We start from the raw sequence: 15,151 nt of genomic DNA on the forward strand, positions 1-15,151 counted from the left end.
ACCCCCCAGGTCATCCGTTCGACAGGGGGCAACAGTCATGCCGGGCCCGGAGGCCAGCGGCCCTCTTGCAGGACCGCGGAAAACATAACGGGGGGCGTGCGCACCGGGCGGCGGCAGGCTCAGGCGCGGGCCGGCGCCCGGTCGGCCGGGGCCTTGCCGGCCGCGGAGTCACCGGTGCCGGTGCGCACGGCGGGGATCAGCAGGGCGACAGCGGCCGAGGCCACGGCCACGCCGCAGCCGATCAGCAGCCCGGTGCGGAAGCCGTCCTCGGAAGCGAGGGTGTGGCCGCCCAGAGTGATGGTCATCTGTGCCAGGACCACGCCGATCACGGCCGAACCGATGGTGGTGCCGAGTGAGCGCATCAGGGTGTTGAAGCCATTGGCCGCGGCCGTCTCGGAGACCGGAACGGCGCTCATGATCAGGGCGGGCATCGCGCCGTAGGCGAGGCCGACGCCGCTGTTGATGACGATGCCGACGAGCATCAGCCCCCAAGCCGTCCCCATGAGCGGCAGGGCCATTCCGTATCCGACGGCGATGACCAACGCGCCGCAGATGAGGGTGAACTTGGGGCCGCGGGCGTTGATGAGTTTTCCGCCGAGCGGCGAGACGATCATCATCATCACGCCGCCGGGCGCCATCCAGAGGCCGGCGGCCAGCATCGACTGGCCCAGGCCGTAGCCAGTGGCCTCAGGGAACTGGAGGAGCTGCGGTGCGATCAGCATGGACGCGTACATGCCGACGCCGATGAGAATCGAGGACGCGTTGGTGAACAGGACGCGGGGCCGGACGGTGGTGCGCAGGTCGACCAGCGGTTCCCGGGTACGCAGCTCGTAGAAGCCCCAGATGGCGAGGGTGACGACGGCCAGGGCGAACAGGCCCAGCGTGGTGCCGGAGTTCCAGCCCCAGTCGCCGCCCTTGGAGATCGCCAGCAGCAGCGAGACCAGGCCTATGGCGAGACCGACGGCGCCCGGCGCGTCGAAACGCTGCCCCTTCGCGCCGGCCGGCACGTCAGGGACGAAAACGAAGATCAGCGCCCCGACCAGCAGGGCGAGACCCGCCGACCCCCAGAACAGCACACGCCAGTCCGCGTACTGCGCGACGGCCGCCGCCAGGGGCAGGCCGATCGCGCCGCCGATGCCCATGGAGGCGCTGACCAGGGCGATGGAGCCGCTCAGCTTCTCCTGCGGGACGACGTCGCGCAGCAGTGCGATGCCCAGGGGCACCATGCCCATGCCCATGCCCATGCCCATGCCCTGCAGACCGCGGCCGACGATCATCGGCACGACGGACGAGGCGAGCGCGCACACGACCGAGCCCACCACCAACGGGACGGCGCAGACAAGCAGCATCCTCCGCTTGCCCAACAGGTCGCCGAGACGCCCCGAGACCGGGACGCACACGCCCGCTACGAGCAGCGTGACCGTGACCACCCAGGCCGCGTTCGAGGGGGTGGTGTCCAGGATCTGCGGCATCTCCGCGATCAGCGGGGTCACCAGGGTCTGCATGATCGCGGCCACGGTGCCCGCCAGCGCGAGCGTGGCGACGACAGGGCCTGAGCGGGCGGTCGGCTGGGGGCCGTCCATGGTGGGGCTCCCCTACGGATGTCAGTGAGAACCGGCGCCTGAAGGAGGCGTCTTATGCATCGTACATATTATATGTATCTACCACATCACATGTCTGATGCATACGATGGAACCCAGTGAGCTCCAGGGAGTCGCACCGGAGTCGCACCGCAGAGAAGAGGGCACGTGAACACCGCGGACAGGGCCACGGAGCAGGTCGAGTTCGAGCAGATGCTGCTGGGCCGCTACATGCATCTGCACAAGGGCAAGGGGCGCCGCACCGGCAGCGTCCTGGACCGCAGCGCCTACATCCTGCTCAGCCGGATCCGCACGCAGGGCCCGATGTCGATCGGCCAGCTGGGCGACGCCTTCGGGCTGGACGCCTCCACCCTCAACCGGCAGACCGCGGCCGCCATGCGCGCCGGCCTGGTCGAGCGCATCCCCGACCCCGAGGGCGGCATGGCCCGCAAATTCCGCATCACCGAAGAAGGTGAACGGCGCCTCGACGAGGAACGCACTGGCCTCGTCGCCAGCCTGGACCGCATCATGGCCGACTGGCCGGAGGAGGACATCGCGGCCTTCGCCGGCTACCTCCGACGTTTCAACTCCGATATCGAGCGCCTCCACGGGATGCCCTGGCCACGCCCGCACACGACCGAACGGCTCTGAGCCTCGGGACCGGCAGCCACGGTCGTCGGCGCGCCGCCTGCGCGCCCCGGCGACCTGGCCGCTGCGCCTGCGGTCTCGTCCTCAGGTAGGGCAGGGCATCGATAGTTGATGACGGTCACGGGGGCCGAGAGGCGTTCGAGGAACAGCACGTCGTCACCGTCCAGGACCCCCAACTGGACGTGGTGGCCCACGACGTCGTGCACGCCCTCCATGAACGGCATGGCGGCGTCGCGCAGCGACAGCGTCGGCGAGGCCCGGGTCACCAGTTCCCACAGCCGGACGCCGATCCGCACCCTGCGGTCGGCGTCCCGGCCGAGGAAGCCGTGCGCGACGAGTTCACCCACGAGCCGGGACGCGGTCGCCACGTGCAGCCCGGAGCGGCGCGCGATCTCGGAGACGGACAGCACGGGATCGTCCTGACTGAACGCCTCCAGGATACGAGCGGCCCGGGACAGGACGGACTCGCGATGCGGTGTCTTCATACCCGTACGCTCCCGTGATCCGGCGTGCTGCGCCGTCGCTTCCGATGACCGGTGTCCGGAGACCGGGGTGCGGGTCGGTGCAGCTCGAAGAAGCGCCTGGCGAGGCCGGCCAGGTGGCCGTCGCTGACGGTCGGGGCGGGCTGTTCGGGGTGTGGGGCCCGTGCGCCGCTGGTGAACAGCGCTGCCGCCGGTCAGGTGGTGCGCACCGAAGGGCAGGCGCGCTGGTGGCCGATGGCGTCGTTGACGCGGCGGCTGATCTCCCGGAGCTGCTTGGCCTGCGCCTTGGTCAGGGGGTCGATGACGAGGCGCCGTACTTCTGCGACGTGGCCGGGTGCGGTGGCGGTGACCTTCTCCCAGCCCGCGTCGGTCAGGGTGGCCAGAGTGAACCGGCCGTCCGCGGGGTCGGGGCTGCGGGTGAGCCAGCCTTTGCGTTCGAGGCGTTTGGCGGTGTGGGAGAGGCGGGAGAGGGAGGCTTCCGCGAAGTCGGCCAGGTCGCTCATCCGCAGGGTGTGTTCCGGGGACATGGAGAGTCCGGCGAGGACCTGGTACTCGAAGTGGGAGATGCCGGCGTCGCGCTGCAGCTGGGCGTCCAGGGCGGCCGGGAGGCCGACCAGCATGCTGACCATGGCGAGCCAGGTCTGTTCTTCCTCGTCGTCCAGCCAGCGGGGCTCGTCGGTGTTCATCCCCTCACGGTAACTTGACTTCTCAAGCCCGAGGGTGGCCGTTTCGTCGTGCATGGTGGCCTCCCGACCACGGCTGGTCGGATCAAAGGGCTCCTCGGTGGATGACGCCTAAGGCGGCGCGGGTCAGCTCCGAGGCGTGTCGTTCAGGGGCAGGGCACGCTGGTAGGCGAAGACAGCCGCAGCGGCGACCGCCACGTGCATGGCCATGAGTCCGATGATCCCGGCGGCATCGGCGTGCGGCTTGTAGTCGCTGACGAACATCAGCAGGTCGGGCACGAGGGACACGATCACCACGGTGGGGACCAGCCAGGACAGCAAGGCGCGCGGGTCGGCCGAACGCCGGCGGACCACCGCCCAGCCCACCGCGCCCACGAGTACGCCTATGACGGTGAACGAGACGAACGCCCCGGGCTGGAGGGGCTGGAAGTCCTCCGACGCCCCGGCGGCACGCGCGAGGAGAGCGATGATCTCGTTGAGGACGCTTCCCGCCACGATGCCCGCGATCAGCCACCCTGCGACGGCGGCCCGTCCCGGCCCGGTTCTGACGGGATGCGCCGAGGCAGGGGTGTGGGAGGAGGACGTGGACATGGGAATCTCCTTGGACGAGGGGCGGGCAGGCGACTGTCTACGCATCTCGCGTGGTGCCCGGTGGGTGAGGGGTGCTGCCGACAGACGCCTGCCCGGCACGGGGGGCCGCCCTGGAGCCGGACGGTTCCTCCAGGACGAGCTGAACGGCTGTCGTGCCGGGCTCAGTTGCCGAGCGCGGCCGTAAGGGTCTCGCGCAGCGGGGTGGTGGGCCGGCCGATGAGCCGGGACAAGTCGCCGGAGGCGTCGGCCAACTGGCCGTCGGCGGTGCCCGCGTCGATCGCTACGAGCATCTCCACGACGGGCTCGGGCAGGCCGGCCTCGGCGAGGGCCTTGGCGTGGGCCTCGGCGGGCATGTCCTGGTAGGTGACCGGAGTACCGGTGACGGCGGTGATGTCTGCGGCGAGGTCGTCCATGGTGAAGGCGGTGTCGCCGGAGAGTTCGTGGACGGTGTCGGCGTGGCCGTCGCCGGTGAGGACCGCGGCCGCCGCGGCGGCGTAGTCGGCACGCGAGGCTGCGGCGACTCGGCCGTCGTGGGCGCTGCCGATGATGGTTCCGGTGGCCGCGCCCTGCTGGGCGGTGGGGATGTAGTTCTCGTTGTACCAGCCGTTGCGCAGCAGGCTGTAGGTGAGGCCGCTGGCCTTGATCGCTTCCTCGGTGGCCTTGTGCTCGGGGGCGACGGGCAGGGTGGAGGTGTCGGCGTGCAGGACGCTGGTGTAGGCCAGGAGGGAGACGCCGGCGTTCTTGGCGGCGTCGATGACGGCCTGGTGCTGCGGGATGCGGCGGCCGACCTCGCTGCCCGAGATCAGCAGGAGCTTGTCGGCACCCTGGAAAGCGGCCTCCAGGGTTTCCGGGCGGTCATAGTCGGCCTCGCGGACCTGGACGCCGCGCTCGGCGAGGTCGGCGGCCTTCTCGGGGGAGCGGACGGCCGCGACGATCTGGTCGGCGGGGACACGGGTGAGCAGCTCTTCCACGACAAGGCGGCCGAGCTGGCCGGTGGCGCCGGTGATGACGATCATGGTGATTCCTTTCAGGGTTTTGCCTGTCGTCCGCTCCGTCGGGGAGCGGACGGCACGTCGGTACGACCGGTCGGTCGCAGAAACCGACGATGGTCTTGCCGCGCGCGATGCCCGCGGCGATGGGCGAGGCCGTCGGCGGCCTGAGCCGGGGGAAGGACCTGGTGTCGACTTCGAAGGCGCCTGTGGAGACCTGGGCGGCCGGCGGTCCGAGGGTTTCGCGACCGGGACCGCCTGGATGTCGCCGCCGGTCGGTCCGGGCCCCGGCCGGGCCCTGCTCGTCGGCGGCGCCCGAAGTGTCGACGAGGGCGTGAGGCGTGACCGAGGCGGGTCGGGTCAGAAGGCGTAGGGGCCGAACCGGCCCCAGGCCACGACGGCGGCCAGGACCAGGAGAACGACGTTCACGCCGATCATCTGGTTCTCCTTGCGGCGGCCGTGGACGACCGCGGCGCCGAGCATGGTGATGGCCAGCCCGGTGGCCGCCAAGGGCACCAGGATCGGCGCGATGTCGAAGGCGGCGGGCAGGACCAGGCCGAGCGCGCCGAGCACCTCGACCGCGCCGATGCCCTTCACGGCACCGGTGGAGAAGTCATCGGCCCAGGCCATGCCCGAGGCGGCCAGTTTCTCCTTCGGCCGGCCCGCCTTCATCAGGCCCGCCAGGAGGAACGCGACGGCCAGGATGCTCGCGATGATCCAGAGGGTGACGTTCACGGTGTCGGACCTCCCCCAATCACTTGACGTTTCAAGTAACCGTAGAGCGAATCACTTGAAGCGTCAAGTAAAGGCGGGAGGGTGCGGACCGGGCGCTGTCGCGGGTGCCGTCGGGCCGGCTTTTTTTGGGGGCGGGCAGGGCTCGAAGAGGAGCCGGTCCGTGCCCGCGGACGTGTCGCGCGGCCGGTCCGGCCGGGAGAAAGCGCCGTGGCGCACGCCGGCGCTGACCGGAGGTGATCGGTGGGCGCCCTGACGTCCGCAGATCCTTCGCCGCCCGAGAGCCGGCGGTTGGATCAGCGATGGCTTGCCGAGCCCCGCGGCTGGGAGATTCCGGAGCGGGTCTGCGCGGGCAGAGCGTCCAGGAACAGCGCTCCCGCGAGGATTGCGGCGCTGCCGCGGGGGCTCCAGCCCCGTGCGTGCAGATCGGCGTCCAGGGCCGCGAGTGCCTCGGCTCCCTGGGCGGTCGCGGTGCCGCCCGCGTCCAGGACGGCGCGGGCGCCCGCATGGACGTGGCGCAGCCCCATCGGCCCGGCGCTGTAGAGGAGTTCGCTGTCGCGGAGGGTCGACATCACGGTCAGCAGGGCGTCGAGGCGTGCCTGCGTCTCGGTGGCGCCCGCCTTCCGGGAAGCGGCGAGTGCGTCGAGCGCACGGCACACATGCGGAAACCCGGCGCGGGCCTCGCCGCGGGCGCCGGCCGCCCCGTACTTCACCGCCATCGTCGAACCGTGCGAGGGCCGTCGCGGGGCCTTCCGGTCGGGGTACGCGGCGATCCGCTTGGCGGTCGCGGCGACCTCGGCGCCCTTGGCGGACGGATCGAGTGCGGCGCCCGCGACGAGCAGGCCGAGCGTCCACAGGGCCCCCCGGTGGCCGCCGCCGGCCAGGTCCACCGAGTGTTCGGTGCACCGTCCGATGGCGCCCAGTTCCTCGCGCAGCAGGGGCGTGGGCTGCCCGGAACGGCGGGCCGCGGCGGCCATCGCCGTCAGCCCCGGCACCAGCGCCCGCGCCGACCAACGCAGGGCCTGGTGGTCCTTGCCGGTGGTGCGTGCCGCGAGATCACGGGGATCGGGCAGCCCGGGTTTCGGGGCCAGGGCCAGTTGTTCGGTCAGAGCGGATACGGCGATGTCGGCGAGCTGCTCGTCGTGGTGCTTGGTCATGGCCACCTGCGGAAGGAGTGGGGCGGTGGCTTCGCCATGGCGTCGGAAGTGTTACCTCGGCGCAACGCATCACCGCTCGGTCTGGAGGCGTGTGCGGGAGCGGGCCCAGGGGGACCGGACGGTTCCCGACCGGCCGGGCTCCTGTGCCCGCTCCCTGCGCATCCCGGCGTCCGTCAGCGGGCCATGCGGCCCGCCCGGTCACGCCCGCAGCACGCCCTACGCCGACGGCGCGGGCGAGGTGGTGGGAAGGGCCAGTTCGTCACCTTCGTTGGTGGCGTCCTGGTCGACACCCAGCGTGATCGAAGCGGCGACCCCCTTCGCGATCCTCTTCTTGTCGTAGCGAAGGGTGAGCAGGCCGCCCGTGGCGCCGCTGTCGTCGTAGATCACGTCCTCCGGGAGGGTGACACGCCTGACGGTGCTGGTCGAGTACGGCTTCTCCTTCGCGACGGCCAGGACGGCCTCCTCCTCGAAGTAGAGCTGGCCGGTGTGGCAGGTGCGGCCGCCCTCGTAACCGCCCTTGGTCCACTTACCGTCCACGTGCACCTTCGTGTGGATGTGCACGGCCCGGCCCTCGTACCAGCCCGGGAAGATGCTGGTGAAACGGACCTTGCCCGCGTTGTCCGTACGCCAGGTGCCGCGCAGGTACGTCTTGCTGTCGGTGGGCTCCAGGTGCATGTCGCCTCCCTCCGGGGGTGGCGCATCGGTGGCCATGCCGGAGGGCAGGGCGGAACCCTGGGCCTCGTATCCGGAGTAGACGCCGAGCGCGTCGCAGTGCCAGATGTCGACCGCGGCGTTCCGCACCGGCTTGCACGTCTCGGAGTCGATCACCTTGATGGTGAGGGTCAAGGGGACGCCCTTGCGGTCCTCGGTGACGTCCGTACGGATCTGGTCCGCGTCGATGTAGTAGGGGCCCTCGATGGCCTCCGTGCTCAGCCGGTAGCAGGTCTCCCCGGCCCCGCCTTCCGGCGCCTTCGGCTTGGCCTTGGCCGGTGTTTCCTCGCCAAGTGCGTTCGAGGCCAGCACACCGCCCGCGCCGACCGCGGCGACCGCTGCTCCTCCGGCGACGAGGACCCGTCGACGTGACGTGTTCCTCTTGTGCCGCGCGTCGTCCTGAGTCATACCTACCGGCTCCTTCCGCTCGGGTTGGTTCGCTTCGACCGGCCGTGGACCCTCACCCTTGCGGACCTACCTGAGGCGAAACTGAAATGAACCGCGGTCCGGTGCCCCGGGCGGACGATGTGCCTCGTTCCGGTACCTGTGAACGGGGTTCCGCAGGTCTGGTCACACTCTGTGGTTCACCGGCGGCGCGTGCCGGGCCAGCGGCAGCCATACGGTGAACTCGGTGTCGCCCGGTTCACTGCGCGCCTCGACCCGGCCGCCGTGCGCCCTGACGATCGCGGCGGCGATGGCGAGCCCCAGACCGGTGCCGCCCTCCCGGCCGGCGGTGCGGGCCCGGGAGGCGTCGGCCCGGGTGAAGCGTTCGAACACCGACGGCAGGACCGCCGCGGGGATGCCGGGCCCGTCGTCGTGGACGCGGACGACGCACTCGGCGCCGGTCGCCTCCGCGGTCACCGTGCCCCTCGTCCCGGCCGGCGTCCGGCATACGCCGCCTGGAGCGCGGCCCCACATGCCGTGTCCTCCGGGTGCAGGCCGGATGCCGCACTGTGCGTCCTGCCCGTTTCACAGCGCCGCGAGTTCCTCCGCCAGTAGGCGCAGTGTCTTCGTGGGGATCATGCCACCGGACAGGGCGGCGAGGGAGATCAGAGAAGTCGAGCCGATCGTCTGGAGAAATTCGGTGTGGACAAGGGTGGGAAGGCGGGCACGCAGGACCTCGACGGCCAAGGGATCGGCCAGGAGCGCCGAGACCGGGGTGCGCAGGGAGAAGCGGCCGGCGGGGAAGTCCTCCGGGCGCGGCAGCGGCTCGGCGGCCTGCTGCGCCTGGTGGCGTTGTTTGCGCACCAGGAGGTGAGTGGTGCTGACGGGACCGTCAGCGGGCAGGCCCAGGCGTTCGTACTGGCTCGGCGGGGCGTCGTTCGCGCGCATGAGGGCGACGAGCAGGTCGGCCATGCGGAGCTCCACCTCGTCGTCGACGATCGGTGAGCGCTGTTCGGGATCGGTCCGCAGGTCGTAGAGGAGTGTGCCGAACCGGAACGGGTTGAAGAAGGTCCGCCCGGTCGTCCGGATCGTGCGGACGCCCTTGGTGAAGGTGAAGGGTTCGGCCAGTTCGAGGTCGGTCAGTTCCTCGGTGGTGAAGCGCCCGCGCATGTGGGTCGGCATCAACGTGTGCTCGTGCAGCGGTGTGTTGCCGGCACAGACGGGTGCGCGCATGTACACATACCGGCCGTCGGTGACGTTGACGTGTCCTCCGTGGATGCCGAACAGTCCTGCTTCACGGACCGGTCGGTCGGTGGCGACGGGCAGGGGGACGCCCTGCATGTCGGCGGGGCGGTCCACGCCGAAGAACTCCAGCAGGGTGGGTGCCAGGTCGATGGTCTGGACGAGAGCCTCGCGCCGTTTGCCGGCGGCGCCTGTCCGGGGGTCCCAGACGAACAGCGGGAGGTGGACCAGCTCGTTGTACCAGGGCTGTACCGACTTGCCCCACCAGTTCTTCTCACCGAGCAGCAGGCCGTGGTCGGTGCAGACGACCAGCAGGGTGTCCTGCCAGAGGTCGTACTCGTCCATCGCGTCGAGGACGCGGCCCAGCGACCTGTCGCACATGGAGAGCAGCGCGGCGTACTCGAGACGGGCGTGTTCGACCTGTGCGTCGGTCTCGGTGACCTGCCGGTAGTCGGGCCAGTCGAAGTGCGGACCGTCGTAGTCGTGCGGGTAGAGGTCCTTGTACTGCTTGTGGCTGAAGAACGGTTCGTGCGGGTCGAAGGTCTCGATCTGTACGAACCAGCGGTCCTGTTCGTGGTTGGTGCGGATGAACTCCAGTCCCGCGTCGAAGGTGAGCGTCTGGGAGTGGCGGTCCTCCGTCTGCATGTACAGCCGGTTCACCCAGTCCTGCCGGTAGCTGTCCGGGCGCAGCTCCTTGACGTCCTCCTCGGGCATGGGCGGGTTCGCGACGTGCCCTTTCCACGGGTCGCCCTCCTGGCCGCGGAAGAACTCCCAGGTGCTGTAGCGGCCGTGGTAGGTCGCTCCGCCGTCCTCCCAGTAGTGGGGATGGTCGCTCGCCAGGTGGGTGTGCACACCTGCGAGCCTGAGCAACTCGGGCATCGAGTCGTCGAAGGGTTCCAGTGGGCCCCAGCTGCGGTGCAGGAAATGGTGACGTCCGGTGTGGATCTCCCGTCGGGCCGGCATGCACGGCATGGAGCCCGCGTAGCAGTTGTCGAACGTCGCGGCCCGTTCGGCCAGCCGTGTGAAGTGGGGGGCGTGCGTCCAGTCGCAGCCGTACGGCGGCAGCATGTGCCGGTTGAGGCTGTCGAACATCACCATGATGGCTTTCATGCCGCGGTGCTCCTTCGGCTGTCGGATCGCGTGTCTCTCAGGCGTCCCGGGCGCAGCGGAACCCGGTGTGCCCGCTGCCTCCGTCGGGTGTGCCGGCGGTGCGGGCGGCGACGCGATAGCGGTTGCAGTAGGACCGGTGGCACAGGTGGGAGCCCCCGCGGATGACCTTCTCCTGACCGGTGTCCGGCCCCTTCGGGTCGATCGCTGTACCAGCCGGGTGGGCCGTGCTCCACCAGTCGGCGCACCATTCCCACACGTTGCCCGAGGTGTTGTACAGCCCGTACCCGTTGGGCTCGAAGGCGTCGACCGGTGCGGTTCCCCGGTAGCCGTCCGCGGCGGTGTTCTTGGTGGGGAAGGTGCCCCGCCAGATGTTGCAGCGGTATACGCCGCCGGGGTCGAGTTCGTCACCCCACGGGTAGCGCTTCTGTTCCAGGCCGCCGCGCGCGGCGTACTCCCACTCGGCTTCGGTGGGCAGCCGCTTGCCCGCCCAGGCACAGTACGCGGCGGCGTCGTTCCAGGAGATGTGCACCACCGGGTGGTTCCCGCGGCGCTCCAGTGTGCTGCCCGGGCCCTCGGGCCGGTCCCAGCGTGCTCCGGAGACCGCGCACCACCAGGGGGTACGGGCCGGCCGGGGCGCTCCGCGCCGCAGCGGACCGGGCAGGAAACCGGCGAACACGTAGGACCAGCCGATGCGTTCGGCCTCGGTGACATGGCCGGTGGCGTCGACGAACGCGGCGAACTCGTCGTTGCTGACGGCGTGCGCGTCGATGTGGAAGGTGCTGACCCGTACCGTCCGCACGGGGCCTTCGCCGTCCGCCGGGAACCCCTCATCGTCGTCGGTGCCCATCAGGAAGTCGCCACCGGGGATGCGGATCATGCCGTCCTGGGAGCCCTGGTGGCCGGCCGGCGGCACCGTCAGCGGCCGAAGGGCCGCCTCGTCGCGTCGGGGCGCGCAACAGGACAGGGCGGAGGGGTGAAGAATCTCCATCGAGCGCGGCTCCTGTTTCCTGTGAGGACACGGGTCATGCGGGTCGCCCGGCGTACCCGGGCCCAGGGCCGACCTGGACACGGGCGGAACTGGGTTCCCGCCGCTCTGAAACACTCGGCTCGGCCCGCCCCGAGGGCCGGCCGAACCGCTCCTCCCACCACCGGTTTCCCGGCCTGGTGCGCCCCCGGTCATCGAGTTCCGCGGTGAGGATCTGCGTTCTGCACCGTTGTCGAACCCGTGCCGTCGAACGTCTGTTGCGTTTCCACCGAGACGGTGAGCCGTGCCCGCGCGGCCCGGCGCTTTGCCTGTTCGACCGGGTCCGCGACCGGGGAGGCAAGTACGAGCCGTCGGGTGTAGGGGTGCCGAGGGGCGGAGGTGACGGCGGGGGCGGGGCCGGTCTCCACCACTTCGCCGCGGTGGAGAACGGCCACGCGGTGGCTGATGTGGCGTACGACGGCCAGATCGTGGGAGATGAAGAGGTAAGCGACTCCGGTGCGGCGCTGAATGTCGATGAGCAGGTCCAGCACCCTTGCCTGGGTGGACATGTCCAGTGCGGAGACGGGCTCGTCGCAGACGATCAGGCGTGGCTCGGGGGCGAGAGCGCGGGCGATGGCGACGCGCTGCCGCTGGCCGCCGCTGAACTCGCGCGGCAACCGCTGCGACGCGTCAGCGGGCAGACCCACCCGGTCCAGCAGCGCGCCCACCTTTCGGCGGGCTTCCCGCGCGTTGACGCCTTGAACGGTCAGCGGCTCGGCGAGGGTGTCACCGACGGTCAGCGCCGGATTCAGTGAGCTGTAGGGGTCCTGGAACACCACCTGGATGTCGCGGGCCAGTGCGCGGCGTTCCCTGCGGTCGGCGTGGGTGATGTCCCGGCCGTCCCAGGTGATCCTGCCCGCGTCCGGCCGGGCCAGGCCGAGCACGGCCCGGCCGATGGTGGTCTTGCCGGAACCGGACTCGCCGACCAGGCCGAGAGTCTCCCCCTCGGCCACGGTGAGAGACACCTCGTGCAGCACCTCCACCGGCCTCGCCCGCAGCCCTCGGCCGCGGCTCCGGTATGTGAGGCGCAGGTCCTGCACCTCCAGCAGGGGTACGGTCACCGTTCCTCCTTCGCCAGGATGCCGGACGCGGAAGCCGGTGGATCCGTACGCACGCTGCGCTCGTCGAGGACGGAGCCCAGCAGCATCCTTGTGTAGGGATGCTCGGCCGCACGGAATATGTCGAGGCAGGTGCCCGTTTCGACGATCTCGCCCTGCCGCATGACGGCGATCCGGCGACAGCTGTCGGCGACGATGCCGAAGTTGTGGGTGACCAGCAGCACGGCCATGTGCAGCTCCCTCTGCAGGTCACGCAGCAGGTCGAGGATCTCGGCCTGGACGGTGACGTCGAGGGCGGTGGTCGGTTCGTCGGCGATCAGCACCTTCGGCTCGGCCGCCACGGCTCCGGCGATGAGCACGCGCTGGGCCATGCCGCCGGAGATCTGGTGTGGATAGGAGGCGAAGGTCCGAGGCGGATCGGGGATCCCCACCCGGTCCAGCAGGGTCAGCATGCGCTTGTGGGCCTCGGCGCGTGAGACGCCGGCTGTCGCCCGGAGGCCCTCGACCAGTTGGGCTCCCACCGTGAAGGACGGGTTGAGGTTGGACATGGGCTCCTGCGGAACGTATCCGATGGCTCGGCCTCGCAGGCGGTGCAGCTCCCGCTCGGTCGCGCCGAGCAGCTCACGCCCGTCCAGGCGGATGGAGCCGCGCGTCACCACCGCTTCGCGCGGCAGTACGCCGAGTGCCGCGAAGGCCGTCTGCGTCTTCCCCGAGCCGGATTCGCCGACGAGGCCGAGCGTCTCCCCCGCCTCCAGGCTCAGGTGGACACCGCTGACCACCTCCTCCAGCTCACCCGAGGGCGTGGGGTAGGCGATCGTCAGGTCTTCGATGACCAGCAGCCCGGTTGGTGTGGCTCCCGGCGGGGCGGTACGAGTGGCGGGGGACGGTCGAGCGGTGTTCTTGGACGGCGCGGAGACGGTTCCTTCCAGTACGTCGCGCAGCGCATTGCCGAACAGGACGAGGGAGACCGTCATGACGCCGAGCAGGAGACTCGGCCAGACGATCTGCAAGGGCTCGATATAGAGGTTGGCGAAACCTTCGGCGACCATGGATCCGAAGCTGGGAACCGTGGCGGATCCGACGCCGAGAAAAGCCAGGCCCGCTTGTACTCCGATGGAGGCGTTGCACAGGAACGCGGCGGCGATGACGACCGGGCCGCGGACGGCGAAGAGCACGTGCCGGCGCAGGATGCGCGCGTCCGGCAGGCCGGAGACCCGGGCGGCGTCCACGAACAGTTCGTTCTTCACCCCGAGCACGAGATTGCGCACCAGCCGGTACACGCCGGGCGACAGCAGCACGCCGAAGATGAGCATGGTCACCCGGTAGTCGCCCTTGGTCATCGGCATGAGCACGATGAGGAGCAGGAGCCCGGGGAAGGTCATCACCAGACTGAACACCCATTCCGTGATGTTCCTGAGACGGTCGTAGTAGCCGCCGACCAGACCGGCCGTGACGCCGATGACCAGGGCGACGCCCGTTCCGATCAGCGCCGAGACGACACTGGTGTTGACCGATCCCAACAGCCGGGCCCAGATGTCCCGGCCGCTGCGGTCGCCGCCGAGCAGGTAGCCGGCAGTGCCGGGGTCCGCGTCGACGTGCTCGAGCGAGGCGTCGTTGACGCCGTGCTGGGTGAGCACGGGTGCCAGCAGGCCGAGGGCGACGACCACCAGCAGGACGGTTGCCGTGATCAGCGCCTGTGGGTCACGCAGCAACTTGCGCAGGGCCGCTGTGCGGCGCGCGGCGCGGGGGCGGGTGAGTCCAAGGCCGTCGGTCACAGGACCCTCGCCTTCGGGTTGAGCCACCCGTTCACGAGGTCGACGGCGAGGTTGACGACCACGACCAACAGGACGGCGAAGAGGGTGATCCCCATGATGACCGGGACGTCTCCCTGGAGGGAGGCGTCGAAGGCGTAGCTGCCGAAGCCCGGTATGGCGAACACCTTCTCGATGATGAGGGCGCCACCCAGCATCGCGATGAACTCGAAGGAGAGCACGGTGAGGGCGGGCCCGGAGGCGTTGCGCAGGGCGTGGCGGAGGATGATGGAGCGCGCCGGTACGCCGCGCGTGCGCAACGTGCGCACGTAGTCCTTGCGGAGCTCGTCGATCATGGTGCCGCGGATCTGCGCGGTCAGTCCCGCCATGCTGGCGATGAGCAGTGCGGTCACCGGGATGGTGATGGACCGGGCCCACGCGGCGGGATCGTCGGTGAGAGGGGTGAAGCCGGTTGCGGGGAGCACGTCGAGGCGGATCGACAGCAGGTAGACGAGGGCTATGGCGATGAGCAGGTTGGGTACGAGGTGCCCGGTGAGGGACACGGCCTGGACCACGCGGTCGACGATGCCCCCGCGCCAGGCGGCCGTGACGCCCAGCGCGACACTGAACGCGGCGGAGAGGAGCAGGGTGACGAGCACGATCGACATCGTCACGCCGAGGTGTTGCCCTACGGTGCGTCCGACGTGCTCGCCCGTGAAGAACGAGTCGCCCAGATCTCCTCGGGCCACGTGTGCCAGCCAGTCGGAGTACTGGGCGAGCACCGGCCGGTCGAGGCCCATCTGCGTCTTCATCGCCCGGATCGACTCGGTGGTGGCCCCCGTGCCGAGCCGGTTGCCCACGATGGCGTCGAAGGAAGGCGCGAGGAGCAGGAAGGTGATCAGGGTCACCAGGAGTGCCAACACCAGCCCGGTGACCAGGCGTCGTGCGACGTAGAAGAGCATGTTGCGTGTCCTTCGGCTCACGGATCGAAGCTCCGGGCGGTCCCCCG

Annotated in this window: 14 protein-coding genes and 1 pseudogene; 1 reads left to right on the plus strand and 14 read right to left on the minus strand. The window is 70.3% G+C overall.

The window, feature by feature from the left end; all coding sequences use genetic code 11:
* Nucleotides 1–119: 119 nt before the first annotated feature.
* Nucleotides 120–1,583 carry an MFS transporter gene (locus ABZ340_RS30865; RefSeq protein ID WP_358785156.1) on the minus strand — a complete coding sequence of 488 codons (1,464 nt, stop codon included), beginning with the start codon at nt 1,581–1,583 and terminating at the stop codon, nt 120–122.
* Nucleotides 1,584–1,793: 210 nt separating this feature from the next.
* Between ABZ340_RS30865 and ABZ340_RS30870 the strand changes: the two genes are divergently transcribed.
* Nucleotides 1,794–2,231, plus strand: a complete 438-nt coding sequence (locus tag ABZ340_RS30870) for a MarR family transcriptional regulator (protein WP_358785191.1) — start codon at nt 1,794–1,796, stop codon at nt 2,229–2,231.
* Here ABZ340_RS30870 and ABZ340_RS30875 read toward each other — a convergent pair.
* The 13 genes and pseudogenes from ABZ340_RS30875 to ABZ340_RS30935 all read right to left on the minus strand — a co-directional run bounded on the left by ABZ340_RS30875 (nt 2,150) and on the right by ABZ340_RS30935 (nt 15,125).
* A complete protein-coding gene (locus ABZ340_RS30875; protein WP_358785157.1) occupies nt 2,150–2,713 on the minus strand; it encodes a helix-turn-helix domain-containing protein in 564 nt (187 codons plus the stop codon). The two genes, ABZ340_RS30870 and ABZ340_RS30875, sit on opposite strands and share 82 nt — an antisense overlap.
* Before the next feature lie 191 nt (nt 2,714–2,904).
* The gene (locus ABZ340_RS30880) at nt 2,905–3,396 is read right to left on the minus strand and encodes a MarR family transcriptional regulator (RefSeq protein ID WP_358785158.1); all 492 of its coding nucleotides are present in this window, start codon (nt 3,394–3,396) and stop codon (nt 2,905–2,907) included.
* A gap of 123 nt (nt 3,397–3,519) precedes the next feature.
* Complete coding sequence (locus tag ABZ340_RS30885) at nt 3,520–3,984, minus strand: DUF6069 family protein (protein ID WP_358785159.1); 465 nt, start codon at nt 3,982–3,984, stop codon at nt 3,520–3,522.
* A gap of 161 nt (nt 3,985–4,145) precedes the next feature.
* Nucleotides 4,146–5,000 carry an SDR family oxidoreductase gene (locus ABZ340_RS30890; protein WP_358785160.1) on the minus strand — a complete coding sequence of 285 codons (855 nt, stop codon included), beginning with the start codon at nt 4,998–5,000 and terminating at the stop codon, nt 4,146–4,148.
* Nucleotides 5,001–5,333: 333 nt separating this feature from the next.
* Complete coding sequence (locus ABZ340_RS30895; protein WP_358785161.1) at nt 5,334–5,708, minus strand: DoxX family protein; 375 nt, start codon at nt 5,706–5,708, stop codon at nt 5,334–5,336.
* Between the two features lie 293 nt (nt 5,709–6,001).
* The gene (locus ABZ340_RS30900; RefSeq protein ID WP_358785162.1) at nt 6,002–6,862 is read right to left on the minus strand and encodes a triphosphoribosyl-dephospho-CoA synthase; all 861 of its coding nucleotides are present in this window, start codon (nt 6,860–6,862) and stop codon (nt 6,002–6,004) included.
* 216 nt (nt 6,863–7,078) lie between these two features.
* The gene (locus ABZ340_RS30905) at nt 7,079–7,981 is read right to left on the minus strand and encodes an intradiol ring-cleavage dioxygenase (protein WP_358785163.1); all 903 of its coding nucleotides are present in this window, start codon (nt 7,979–7,981) and stop codon (nt 7,079–7,081) included.
* A gap of 162 nt (nt 7,982–8,143) precedes the next feature.
* Nucleotides 8,144–8,458 (minus strand): annotated as a pseudogene (locus ABZ340_RS30910) (ATP-binding protein); the annotation flags it as partial.
* Between the two features lie 84 nt (nt 8,459–8,542).
* On the minus strand, nt 8,543–10,309 hold the full coding sequence (locus tag ABZ340_RS30915) for a sulfatase (RefSeq protein ID WP_358785164.1): 1,767 nt from the start codon (nt 10,307–10,309) through the stop codon (nt 8,543–8,545).
* Nucleotides 10,310–10,346: 37 nt separating this feature from the next.
* A complete protein-coding gene (locus ABZ340_RS30920; protein ID WP_358785165.1) occupies nt 10,347–11,297 on the minus strand; it encodes a formylglycine-generating enzyme family protein in 951 nt (316 codons plus the stop codon).
* 188 nt (nt 11,298–11,485) lie between these two features.
* Nucleotides 11,486–12,394, minus strand: a complete 909-nt coding sequence (locus ABZ340_RS30925) for an ATP-binding cassette domain-containing protein (RefSeq protein ID WP_358785166.1) — start codon at nt 12,392–12,394, stop codon at nt 11,486–11,488.
* Entirely contained in the window at nt 12,391–14,166 is a 1,776-nt protein-coding gene (locus ABZ340_RS30930; RefSeq protein WP_358785167.1) for a dipeptide/oligopeptide/nickel ABC transporter permease/ATP-binding protein, read from the minus strand. The genes ABZ340_RS30925 and ABZ340_RS30930 overlap by 4 nt, the downstream gene beginning before the upstream one ends.
* The gene (locus ABZ340_RS30935) at nt 14,163–15,125 is read right to left on the minus strand and encodes an ABC transporter permease (protein WP_358785168.1); all 963 of its coding nucleotides are present in this window, start codon (nt 15,123–15,125) and stop codon (nt 14,163–14,165) included. The genes ABZ340_RS30930 and ABZ340_RS30935 overlap by 4 nt, the downstream gene beginning before the upstream one ends.
* Between the last annotated feature and the right edge of the window lie 26 nt (nt 15,126–15,151).

It is taken from the genome of Streptomyces sp. NPDC006134, from assembly GCF_040628835.1.
Taxonomy (GTDB): Bacteria; Actinomycetota; Actinomycetes; order Streptomycetales; family Streptomycetaceae; genus Streptomyces.

Bases quoted from the DNA above. Each gene is read 5' to 3' on its own strand.
- ABZ340_RS30880 (WP_358785158.1), bottom strand. From the start codon at position 3,396: ATGAACACCGACGAGCCCCGCTGGCTGGACGACGAGGAAGAACAGACC.
- ABZ340_RS30875 (WP_358785157.1), bottom strand. From the start codon at position 2,713: ATGAAGACACCGCATCGCGAGTCCGTCCTGTCCCGGGCCGCTCGTATC.
- ABZ340_RS30885 (WP_358785159.1), bottom strand. From the start codon at position 3,984: ATGTCCACGTCCTCCTCCCACACCCCTGCCTCGGCGCATCCCGTCAGA.
- ABZ340_RS30870 (WP_358785191.1), top strand. From the start codon at position 1,794: ATGCTGCTGGGCCGCTACATGCATCTGCACAAGGGCAAGGGGCGCCGC.
- ABZ340_RS30900 (WP_358785162.1), bottom strand. From the start codon at position 6,862: ATGACCAAGCACCACGACGAGCAGCTCGCCGACATCGCCGTATCCGCT.
- ABZ340_RS30865 (WP_358785156.1), bottom strand. From the start codon at position 1,583: ATGGACGGCCCCCAGCCGACCGCCCGCTCAGGCCCTGTCGTCGCCACG.
- ABZ340_RS30905 (WP_358785163.1), bottom strand. From the start codon at position 7,981: ATGACTCAGGACGACGCGCGGCACAAGAGGAACACGTCACGTCGACGG.
- ABZ340_RS30920 (WP_358785165.1), bottom strand. From the start codon at position 11,297: ATGGAGATTCTTCACCCCTCCGCCCTGTCCTGTTGCGCGCCCCGACGC.
- ABZ340_RS30915 (WP_358785164.1), bottom strand. From the start codon at position 10,309: ATGAAAGCCATCATGGTGATGTTCGACAGCCTCAACCGGCACATGCTG.
- ABZ340_RS30890 (WP_358785160.1), bottom strand. From the start codon at position 5,000: ATGATCGTCATCACCGGCGCCACCGGCCAGCTCGGCCGCCTTGTCGTG.